Annotated in this window: 10 protein-coding genes; 1 reads left to right on the top strand and 9 read right to left on the bottom strand. The window is 59.2% G+C overall.

Annotated features, from left to right (window positions below; genetic code table 11):
- Positions 1 to 183: 183 nt before the first annotated feature.
- The 8 genes from HX805_RS22350 to HX805_RS22315 all read right to left on the bottom strand — a co-directional run bounded on the left by HX805_RS22350 (position 184) and on the right by HX805_RS22315 (position 7,451).
- A complete protein-coding gene (locus HX805_RS22350) occupies positions 184 to 1,077 on the bottom strand; it encodes a LysR family transcriptional regulator (protein ID WP_003209726.1) in 894 nt (297 codons plus the stop codon).
- A gap of 81 nt (positions 1,078 to 1,158) precedes the next feature.
- Positions 1,159 to 2,211: an alpha/beta hydrolase gene (locus HX805_RS22345; RefSeq protein ID WP_177080268.1), complete on the bottom strand. Its 1,053-nt coding sequence runs from the start codon at positions 2,209 to 2,211 to the stop codon at positions 1,159 to 1,161.
- 48 nt (positions 2,212 to 2,259) lie between these two features.
- Positions 2,260 to 3,204, bottom strand: a complete 945-nt coding sequence (locus HX805_RS22340; RefSeq protein ID WP_177080295.1) for an alpha/beta fold hydrolase — start codon at positions 3,202 to 3,204, stop codon at positions 2,260 to 2,262.
- A gap of 121 nt (positions 3,205 to 3,325) precedes the next feature.
- Positions 3,326 to 4,099: a carboxymuconolactone decarboxylase family protein gene (locus HX805_RS22335; RefSeq protein WP_003209734.1), complete on the bottom strand. Its 774-nt coding sequence runs from the start codon at positions 4,097 to 4,099 to the stop codon at positions 3,326 to 3,328.
- Between the two features lie 228 nt (positions 4,100 to 4,327).
- The gene (locus tag HX805_RS22330) at positions 4,328 to 4,795 is read right to left on the bottom strand and encodes a cupin domain-containing protein (protein ID WP_008432610.1); all 468 of its coding nucleotides are present in this window, start codon (positions 4,793 to 4,795) and stop codon (positions 4,328 to 4,330) included.
- 62 nt (positions 4,796 to 4,857) lie between these two features.
- Positions 4,858 to 5,850 carry an aldo/keto reductase gene (locus tag HX805_RS22325; RefSeq protein WP_177080267.1) on the bottom strand — a complete coding sequence of 331 codons (993 nt, stop codon included), beginning with the start codon at positions 5,848 to 5,850 and terminating at the stop codon, positions 4,858 to 4,860.
- Between the two features lie 24 nt (positions 5,851 to 5,874).
- Positions 5,875 to 6,465: a flavodoxin gene (locus tag HX805_RS22320; protein WP_102605912.1), complete on the bottom strand. Its 591-nt coding sequence runs from the start codon at positions 6,463 to 6,465 to the stop codon at positions 5,875 to 5,877.
- Positions 6,462 to 7,451, bottom strand: a complete 990-nt coding sequence (locus HX805_RS22315) for an aldo/keto reductase (RefSeq protein ID WP_003209745.1) — start codon at positions 7,449 to 7,451, stop codon at positions 6,462 to 6,464. The genes HX805_RS22320 and HX805_RS22315 overlap by 4 nt, the downstream gene beginning before the upstream one ends.
- 316 nt (positions 7,452 to 7,767) lie before the next feature.
- On the opposite strand from HX805_RS22315, the gene HX805_RS22310 reads away from it, so the two are divergent.
- A complete protein-coding gene (locus tag HX805_RS22310; RefSeq protein WP_177080266.1) occupies positions 7,768 to 9,081 on the top strand; it encodes a phospholipase D family protein in 1,314 nt (437 codons plus the stop codon).
- Between the two features lie 217 nt (positions 9,082 to 9,298).
- Here the strand turns inward: HX805_RS22310 and HX805_RS22305 are convergent, their stop codons facing one another.
- Positions 9,299 to 9,628 carry a DUF6124 family protein gene (locus HX805_RS22305; protein WP_032899015.1) on the bottom strand — a complete coding sequence of 110 codons (330 nt, stop codon included), beginning with the start codon at positions 9,626 to 9,628 and terminating at the stop codon, positions 9,299 to 9,301.
- Positions 9,629 to 9,874: the final 246 nt, after the last annotated feature.

The raw sequence follows: 9,874 nt of genomic DNA, 5'->3' as shown, positions 1-9,874 counted from the left end.
TGATGGTAGGAGGTTATCGGCGTTTTTGGGTGGGGCTTTAGGGGGGATAAGCCAGAAGCTGCTTGTTACGAGGGGCAGCAATCGGCTTGCAGCCGGTCGCGCCCGACGCAGTCGATCAAAATCATCTGCTCATTCACGGTTTGAGGGGGCGGGAAAAATTCAGACGCCTTGAAGGTCGATGACTCAGCTCTTGTAGAGTAACGCCTCAACTACAACGCCAAACGCTGACGAATGTTCACGGCGATTGGGGTAGTAGAGATGGTAACCGGCAAAGGGTTGGCACCAATCTTCCAACACCCGCACAAGGCTACCGTCGGCAAGCTCCTTCGCCACCATGTCCTCTGGCAGGAAAGCCAAGCCACATCCCGCCACGGCCGCACGCAGAATGGGCACGCTGCTGTTGAATGTCCATTGGCCTTCGACGCGGGCCTTGAGTTCGTGGCCATCCTTTTCGAAATCCCATTGCATCAGGCTGCCGTGAGTCGGCAGGCGCAGGTTGATGCAGTTGTGCGCCGCCAGATCTCTCGGTTCCATCGGGTAAGGCCGCTGCTGGAAATACTGCGGTGAGCCGACAACGGCGATGCGTAACGATGGCCCGATCGGCACGGCGATCATGTCCTTGGCCACCTGGTCACCCAGTCGAACACCAGCGTCATAGCGCTGCGCGACGATGTCGGCGAGGGCGTAATCGACGGTGATTTCGACCTTGATGTCCGGGTAGTCGGGCAGCACCTTCAGCAGCTTCGGCCAGAGAATATTGTTCGCCGCATGCTCGGACGCCTGAATCCGTACATTGCCGGCGGGGGTGTCGCGAAACTCGCTGACGGCAGCCAGTTCCAGTTCAATTTCTTCAAAGCGCGGCGCCATCGCTTGATACAGGCGTTGGCCCGCCTCCGTTGGTGAAACACTGCGCGTAGTCCGCGTCAGCAAGCGCACGCCCAGCCGGGTTTCCAGTGCCCGCAGAGTGTGGCTCAGCGCTGACTGCGAAACGCCCAGTTGCGCGGCAGCACGGGTAAAACTGCCTTCGCGGGTGATGACCACGAAGGCTTGCAGGTCGTTGAGATTGGGGCGGGACATTGATGAGAACCTCTCATGAGGAGCGCGTGATTATTCCATGAAAGCAGGTCGCGCACGGATGTGCGACCCTTGGCGCGCTGATCACAAGGTGCGTGCGTAAAAATCCGTCAGTTTGCCGATCGCCGCATCGACATAACGCGGTACCCAGTAGGTTTCAATGTGGGTGGCGCCATCGATGATGAACACTTCCTTGTCGGTGGTGCCGGCGGCTTTGGGAAACGCATCCTGAGTCATGTACAGGCTGTCGGCCTTGCTGCCGGCGATCATCAGCAACGGTTGATTGATCAACTCGATATGGTCGGTGGCGTCGAAACGCATCAGGTCAATAAGGCTGCTGGTGGTGTATTTGAAGGTCGAGTTCGGGTGCGCGTGGGTTTTCCAGTAGTACTCATAGCCTTGGCGATACAGTTCGAAAGGCAGTTTGGCAGTCTGCTCATCGGTGAGGTTGGCATCCCCCGTATACAGCACCGCGCCCCCCGCTGCTTCTTGCGCGCGGGCTGCTGATGCCTGTTGCAAACGTTGCTGGATGCTGTCCAGTTGCGAGTCGCTGTAGCCGTTGCGGCGTACTCGACCCGAGTTGAACATGCTCACCGTTGCCAGGGATTTGAAGCGTTTGTCGGTTTGCGCCGCCGCCAACGAATAACCACCGCCGCCACAAATGCCGAGCAGGCCCAGACGATTGTCATCCACGCCAGCGAACTGGCTGATGAAATCGGCCATGCCGTGAATGTCTTCGATGCGATACGCCGGTTTATCGATGCTGCGCGGCTGACCACCGCTGGCGCCCTGATAGGCCGCATCGGCCGTGATGGTGATGTAGCCCTGTTCGGCGAGGCGCTGGGCATACAGACCGGCGACTTGCTCCTTTACGCCGCCATTTGGATGCGCAACCACCACGGTCGGGTAGGTCTTCTTCGCGTTGTAGTTGGCAGGCGTGTAGACGTTGGCGGCGATGTCCAGACCGTTGAGCTTATAGCTGACCGGGTGGATGTTGACCCTGCCCGGTTCGTTGCGGGTGATCGCGCCGTCGTAGGCGAGGGTGAATGGGTTCTTCTTGTAGTCGGCGGCCAAGGCTTCGCCTGCCGAGAGGCCGACCAATGCCGACATGAACGTGGCTTTGAGGGTGTTCTTCACGTGAAGCTCCTGAGCAAAAAAAGGACGGCAGTTGCGAAAGTATTTGGGTCAGTCCAGCTGTTTTTCTTTGAGGAACTGCGCGACCAGGTCAGCGATCTGCACGTTGTTCAGATCCGACATGGGGAAATGGGTATTGCCGTGAATGCCAATCTCCGGCAGGTGTATCAGTCGCACATCACCGCCATGGCGATTGACCGCGTCACGCCAGAGCCGGGCCATTTTCAGGCGTGCGCGCCAACTGTCCTGAGCGGGCAGATCGACTGCCTGTTCCGGGATGTTGTCGCCGTACAGGATCAGAATCGGAATGCGCGTCAGTGCCATGAATTGCTCCATCGGCACCGCTGCGCCTTGCACCGTGTCGAACGCGCTGGGGATCGGCGCCGGCACTTCACCGTCAGCAAACACGAAACTGCTGCCCGGTTCGAACGCCACGATGGCTTTGACCTTTTCGTTCTTGATCGCCGTCAACCAGCCCGGCCCGCCGCCCTGAGAATGGGTAAACAGGATGCCGGGGCCGATTTTGTCGAACAGCGCCGACACACCATCGGAGACCACGCCCATGTCAAACGGCCCGGTGTTCGGTGTCATAGCCCTGAAAAACTGCTCGCGGGTCTGGGCGTCCTGTGCCACTTGCACGCCGTTGAAGTAGCGGGGCCAAAGGCCGATACGGAACTGGTTGAACCACAGTTGTTCGTCCGGCACAGGCTTGATGGTAGTCTCGACCATGCTGCGCCCGGCATCACCACGCCGGGGTTGATCGATCAGATAGACGCCGTAGTGGCGGCGCAGAAAGATGTTCTGAAAACCCTCGCGACCATCGGCGGTGGTTTCCCAGGTCTTGGAAAACTGACCTGCGCCGTGCCACATGACGATGGGCAGTTTTCGCGCGTCCACCGGGATTTGATAGAAGGCGTAGGCGTGGTCACCGTGGTAGGTCTGACCGTTGGGCGTCATCGGTTGGCGCGGGTTGAAGGTGCCCGGTGCCGTGGTCATCGTTCCGCCGGCGGCGAAGCTGCCTTGTTTCTGGATCAGCAGCGGGCCTTCGGAGTGGTTCGCGCAGGCCGCCAACAGGCTCAACAGCATGACGCTCAGCAGACGTTTTGCAGTTCTCATGTCACTTCCTCGACGCCGCGAGGGCTTGGACCAGCGCTGCGTTGGCCCGCTCGGCAGTCTGTGCATCGCCATGCTTTTTCAGCAGTTCGGTGACTAGGTGCAACTGTGCTGCGCTGAGCCCGACGCGCAGGCTCGCCGCCATGTGCGAGCGCAACTGAGGCTCGACCCCCGGCGTCGCTGCCAGCGCTCCGACAGTCGCCAATTCGCGACTTTGCCAGTCGAGGTTGTCGCGCTCGAAGATGTCGCCGAACAGGTGCGTTTGCAGGAACTGGTTGATCACTGGGGCGAACTCGAACACCGGGCCTTTGACCGGGGCGCCGGAGATTTTCGTTTGATTCGCCGTACCCGCTGCCAATAGCTCATCCCCCACCGGTATCACCCGGCTCGGCTCACGCCCCGGCGCATCGTCAAGGCCGCGTTGTTTGCGCGCCTGCACCACGGTCATCAATTCATTCAAGGCGTTGAGGCTGCGCGGGAAGCCGACGTAGGCGTAGAGCTGCACGAGGACTTCGCGGGTTTCGCTAATGGTCAGGCCGGCATCAAGCCCTTGGTTGAGCGCCGTGTTGAGGTTGGGCATGTCGCTGGTCGCCATGAACGCCGCGATCAGTGGAATGGCTTGTTGCTGGCTCGACAAGCGGGCTGCGCTGGCGGGTGTGCTGGTCATGGTGGGCGAAGCCTCGGCTGCTTGAGTGGTGACGCTGAACATCGCCCCGACGCTCAGGCAGAGCGCCATGAGTGTGGGGAGGGCAGTGCGGTTGCGGGTGTCAGTGATCATCGTGAAGGGCTCCATCCATTGCGGGGCGCTGCGGTGTTGCTGGATCGTAAGGAGGATGGTTGTGGCGATTAACCCCGAAATAGCGCATGGACTCATGAGCAGAACTCATGAGTCGACGTGCGATAACCGCTGGAATCCCGGTGCGGGCAGGTTGTTACGGGGCATTGAGGTTACGTGGCGGTTCGCCGCGAACGTGCCGGTCGAGCAGCTTCGACACATTCCGTAACTTTATTGGCCGGCGTATTGCGCCTCCGAGACCTGCTCCGCCCAGGTGACGGTCTTGCCATCCTCGGCTTCAGCGATGGCGATGTGGGTCATGCCGTTGCTGGCCGTGGCGCCGTGCCAGTGACGGGTGTTCGGTGGAATCCAGACAGTGTCGCCCGGATGGATCTCCTGACGCGCGCCACCCTCTTGCTGCACATAGCCGACGCCGGCAGTGACGATCAGCGTTTGTCCCAGCGGATGGGTGTGCCACGCCGTGCGTGCGCCGGGTTCGAAGGTCACCGTGCCGCCACCGATGCGCGCGGGCGCTTCACCTTTGAACAGGCCATCGACGCGTACAGAGCCGGTAAAGTTTTCCGCTGCGCCCTTGATCGAAGGCTGGGATCCGTTCGGCGTAACGCGGATTTCGCTGGCGGCCTGGGACTCTGCCGCCATCAGTGACAAAGCAACGAGTGGCGCAATCAATCGGTTCATCGGATGAGTTCTCCGGTCAGACAGAGAAAGCGACGCCGCACATGGCGCCGCGTCGGGCAGACTCAGAGTCCGGTCATTTTCAGTGCCGACTCCGGCAGACGTTCGCCGTGCACCCGAATCTGTGCCATCTGTTCGTTGATCACGCGCAGATCGTCGCCGTTCAATTGCAGCTCGGCCGCGCCCAGGTTTTCTTCCAGGCGATGCTGTTTGGTCGTGCCCGGTATCGGCACAATCCACGGTTTCTGTGCGAGCAACCAGGCCAGTGCCACTTGCGCCGGCGTGGCGTGTTTGCGTTGCGCGACGGCTTTCACCACATCGACCAACGCCAGATTGGCCCTGCGCGCTTCAGGGGAAAAGCGCGGGACGAAATTGCGGAAATCGCTCGCGTCGAACTGCGTGTTCTCGTCGATCTGACCGGTGAGGAAACCGGCGCCCAGCGGGCTGAACGGTACGAAGCCGATCCGCAGTTCTTCCAGCACGGCTAGCAGTTCCAGCTCCGGGCCACGCCAGAACAGCGAATATTCGCTTTGCACCGCCGTGACCGGTTGCACCGCGTGGGCCCGGCGAATGGTTTCCACACCCGCTTCAGAAAGGCCGAAATGCTTGACCTTGCCCTCGGCGATCAGATCCTTGACGGTGCCGGCCACGTCTTCGATGGGCACCTGGGGATCAACGCGGTGCTGATAAAACAGGTCGATGCAATCGGTGCGCAGACGCTTCAACGCCGCTTCGGCCACGGCGCGTATATGCTCCGGGCGGCTGTTGGTGCCGCCGCCACGTGCGCCGGTGATCAGGTCGATATCGAAACCGAACTTGGTGGCGATGACGACCTGCTCGCGGATCGGCTGCAAGGCCTCCCCCAGCAGCTCTTCATTGGCGAACGGGCCATACGCTTCGGCGGTGTCGAACAAGGTGACGCCTTGCTCGTGGGCCGAACGAATCAGCTTGATCATGCTGGCTTGGTCGGCTGCCGGCCCGTAGGCCGACGTCATGCTCATGCAGCCAAGACCCAAGGCGGACACTTCCAGGCCATTACCCAACGTGCGGATTTTCATGGAGTTACTCCGTACAGAATTCGATTAGTGCGTGAGAGGGTGATCTTTCAACCAGCCGTTCACGCGTTCCATGGTCTTGCGCTCCTGCTCACCCTCCATCACAAAACCTTCCAGCACTTTGGCCTTCGGCGCATGCTTGACCAGCACACGGCGGCTGTTGCCCAGGCCATATCCACCATGGGTGTTGAAGGGGATGAGGGTCTTGCCGGTCAGATCGTGGGCGCTGAGGAATGCGCGCACGATCGGCGGGGCGGTTTCACCCCAGATCGGAAAGCCGAGATAGATCGTGTCGTAGTCGCTGAGGGCGTGAACCGTGTTTTGCAGCTCGGGTTCGAAGCCACTGTCACGTTCCTGGCGCGCCTGTTCCACGGTTTGCAGATAGTCCTCGGGGTAGGCGTGGGCGGGGCGAATCTCGAACAGATCGGCACCCAGTCCACGCTGGATCAGCCCGGCGACCACGCGGGTATTGCCCGAGCGCGAGAAATACGCGACCAGAATCCGCGAGCCCGAACGCGGTGTTTCACTGGCGCCTTGCGCGTCGGCGAGCGACAGCAGCGGGGCGCTGGCCAGTGCGGCGATGACCGTGCGCCGCAGCGGATCGTGATCGGTACTCATCGACCGACGCGCGCCTTGAGAGCCTCGGGATAGCGCTCGCCTTCGATGCGGATCTGCGCCAGCGCGGTATCAATGGCCTTGAGTTCGGCAGCGTCGAGGGTGATGTTCGCGCCGCCGAGGTTTTCTTCCAGGCGATGCAGTTTGGTCGTGCCCGGAATCGGCACAATCCACGGTGCCTGCGCGAGCAGCCAGGCCAGCGCGATCTGGGCCGGTGTCGCTTGTTTCTGCGCAGCAATCTGACGGATCAACACCACCAGACCCTGATTTGCCTGCAGCGCCGACTGGCTGAAACGCGGGACGATGCTGCGGAAGTCGTCACTGCCATAAGTGGAATCGGCCGACACCGTGCCGGTGAGAAAGCCTTTACCCAATGGACTGAACGGTACGAAGCCGATGCCCAGCTCCCAAAGGGTCGGCAGGATTTCCAGCTCAGGCTCGCGCCACCACAGCGAGTATTCGCTTTGCAGCGCCGTGACCGGCTGTACCGCATGGGCGCGACGAATGGTTTGCGCGCCTGCCTCCGACAGGCCGAAGTGCTTGACCTTTCCTTCGCTAATCAGGTCTTTCACCGCCCCGGCAACGTCCTCAATCGGCACGTCCGGATCGACGCGGTGTTGGTAGAGCAAATCGATGTAATCGGTCTTCAGTCGACGCAACGAACCCTCGACGGCTATTCGAATACGTTCGGGCCGGCTGTCCAGAGCCTGTTTTGTATTGTCGGTGCCGACGGCGAAGCCGAATTTTGTAGCGATCACAACCTGGTCGCGAACTGGCGCCAGCGCCTCGCCGACTACTTGCTCATTGATATAGGGGCCGTAGAATTCGGCGGTATCGAAGAACGTGACGCCTCGTTCAACGGCTGAGCGGATCAGTGCGATGGCTTGCTCGGTATCCGTGGCCGGGCCATAGCCATGGCTCAGACCCATGCAGCCGAGGCCGAGGGCGGATACTTCGAGTGAACTGTTGCCGAGTGTGCGTTTGTGCATGTTGATCTCCCGTTGGGCGTGGGGAGACAGTAAGCGCGCTAACGACTGAGGACTAGACGGGTAAATCGGCAAGGCTTCATGAGGTTTGCTCATCAGTCCCGGAAGAGGGGCGGTGGCGACTGTCGAATGAAGGCTTGCCTCACGGTAGGCCATCACCGCTCGTACACAAAAAATCTGACACTCTCTTGATCGTTCGCTTTTGGCTGTTCTCTGCCGATCAAGGTTACAGCCTGTGATGGTCAGCTGCGCCGGCGGTATACTGGAGGGATTGCAATATACCCCGCGCCTCGCGCCCAGGCAGACCAGGGACGGTTGAATGATCCGCATCAGAACCAATTTGGCTCCTCGATGGAATCGGCAGATCCGAGAAGCCACCACGCCTCTGACAGTGCTGTCCCCCTACATCACAGAAAACAGCACGCTTAAGCTCTTGGCCAACAAGCAAGCAACGTTTTACACACGGTTCGAGGTAAGGGACTTCGTCTGTATGGCGTCAACAATCGCTGCCTTCAAGCTGTTGCTCATCAACAAGTGCACGATTTACGAGGTGAAGGACCTTCATGCGAAAGTCATCATGGACGAGGCTGACTTCGTCACACTTGGCAGCCAGAACCTTACCTTCAGGGGGGCCTCGAAAAATAAGGAGTTGAGTGTTTGTTTCGATAACAGTAAAGCCAATTCTTGTGAGCGAGTTCGGAGCGTGGTCAATGATTGGATTGACGACCCGGATCTGGAATTGATCGACTGGGCCAGGGTGTTGCGGATGGAGAAGGATGTTCGCTTAGCCAAAAAGGCTTTCGAAGAATTCAACGAAGCAATGTCCAAGATTCAGGGTAAAGCCGATACCTGCCAAGCCAAGCGAGTCCAGGTTGCTCGGGATCAGCAGGAACAAGAGAGAGCTGCACGAAAGGCTAAGAACCTAGCTGCAATTGGTGCTGCCGTTCGGTCTGGCGCACCTTCCGGCACGAAATACACCGGAACAGTAAAGCCATCTGAGGGCTCTGCACGACTGAAATTTGATGCGAAGGTTGACCTGCTCCAGTGGACCAGGAAGAACGGCATCGTGCTCCCCCGGATGATTAAGTCGAGCCGTTGCCTATGCGTGCTCAATCAACAGAAGGTCGGCTGGGCAAGGCTTGCGAGCCAACAAATCACGAAATTCGCTCAAAGCATGACCATTGGTGGGATTCTGCCTAAACCGTTCGATCGGGTGGATGTGACACTCTCCGTCACCCCAAAAGATCTTGCTCGGGCGCCTTCCGACACGACTCTTGTTGCCATCTTGAAGAACGAGAACGGGACCGAACTGTGCATGGTCCCGGTTCTCTACTCAATCGACGAGATCAGCGTTCTCGACACGCTAGGACCCAAGCGAAAGCCGTCGGGTAAAAAGCTCAAGCCAATCGAGCAGCTCAGAACCGATCTGAAGAGGTGGATTGATAGCAATAGGGCTGACTTTGAAAGCCTACTGAGCCGCCACATCACCAGTACTACCCCTCTGAAGAAACGGCTCGATGGGGTCAACGCGGATGTGTTTTTTGAGGGAATGGATACGGTGGTCGATGTGACAATGGTCTTTAAAGGGCGCAACGGTACAAAGCCCATTCTTGTCGCGACCACCAGAAGCTGAAATCCCACACCTGCCTGACATCAGTGGAGTGTCCGTTTGGAGTCGAAAACGGCGTTTCGTAATGGCGGCAAATGGCCTGAAACCGCTATTGAGCGCAGCATGAGCGGCGACTTACTCAACTAAAGCGGCATCGTCGTCGCTGAGCCGCCGTAGATGCCTACAGCGCCTCGGCGATCAGTCGATTGAGCTAGTTGAGTAGCCTGGACAGCGTCCGGTTTCAGCTAGACGGCACCTCCCGATCCATCAACTTACCCATCAACAGCACCCCCAACTCACTGAGTTGATGAATAGCCAACGCCACATCACGGTCTTTCCCGCTCAGCTCGTCCGACAGATCAAGCAGCAACGCGCTGACCGAGGCAAAGGTTTCATAGCTATTGGTAATCAGACTTTCACTGCTGGCATCAGCAGCCACACTGAACAGCGCACCCGACGGCGGGGCGGTTTTGGCGGAGGAGGGATTGAGATAGTGATCCAAGGCACGTTGTGCGGCTTGGTTGAGTTTCAAATCGGGAGATCCCGGAGGATTCGGCGTTACCTTGAACATATCAGTAGTTTTCCTGAGCAGGGCCCTCACCACGTCGCTACTAAACGAAATGGGGTGGCGGCTGTACGCAGGTTAGTAGACCGGGGAAACTACAAAAGCCGGCGCGTCCGAAGACGCCCTGCGCACAGCCACCATCAAGCACAGACAAGAAGGTCTGATAGATGCTGCTTATGCACTTGCAGTTAACCTCGGGCTACTAAACCCGATCACTGAGGTTTCAGCGACCGAGCAACCTTAGAGACGCCA

Origin of the sequence: Pseudomonas sp. G5001, assembly GCF_013385475.1 — a bacterium.
Lineage (GTDB): Bacteria > Pseudomonadota > Gammaproteobacteria > Pseudomonadales > Pseudomonadaceae > Aquipseudomonas.
The sequence above is the reverse complement of the archived record's forward strand: the minus strand, read 5'-3'. Positions and strand labels throughout refer to the sequence as shown.

Coding starts and splice junctions, on each gene's coding strand:
- HX805_RS22350 (WP_003209726.1), bottom strand. CDS start 1,077: ATGTCCCGCCCCAATCTCAACGACCTGCAAGCCTTCGTGGTCATCACC.
- HX805_RS22340 (WP_177080295.1), bottom strand. CDS start 3,204: ATGACCACGGCACCGGGCACCTTCAACCCGCGCCAACCGATGACGCCC.
- HX805_RS22335 (WP_003209734.1), bottom strand. CDS start 4,099: ATGATCACTGACACCCGCAACCGCACTGCCCTCCCCACACTCATGGCG.
- HX805_RS22330 (WP_008432610.1), bottom strand. CDS start 4,795: ATGAACCGATTGATTGCGCCACTCGTTGCTTTGTCACTGATGGCGGCA.
- HX805_RS22325 (WP_177080267.1), bottom strand. CDS start 5,850: ATGAAAATCCGCACGTTGGGTAATGGCCTGGAAGTGTCCGCCTTGGGT.
- HX805_RS22320 (WP_102605912.1), bottom strand. CDS start 6,465: ATGAGTACCGATCACGATCCGCTGCGGCGCACGGTCATCGCCGCACTG.
- HX805_RS22315 (WP_003209745.1), bottom strand. CDS start 7,451: ATGCACAAACGCACACTCGGCAACAGTTCACTCGAAGTATCCGCCCTC.
- HX805_RS22310 (WP_177080266.1), top strand. CDS start 7,768: ATGATCCGCATCAGAACCAATTTGGCTCCTCGATGGAATCGGCAGATC.
- HX805_RS22305 (WP_032899015.1), bottom strand. CDS start 9,628: ATGTTCAAGGTAACGCCGAATCCTCCGGGATCTCCCGATTTGAAACTC.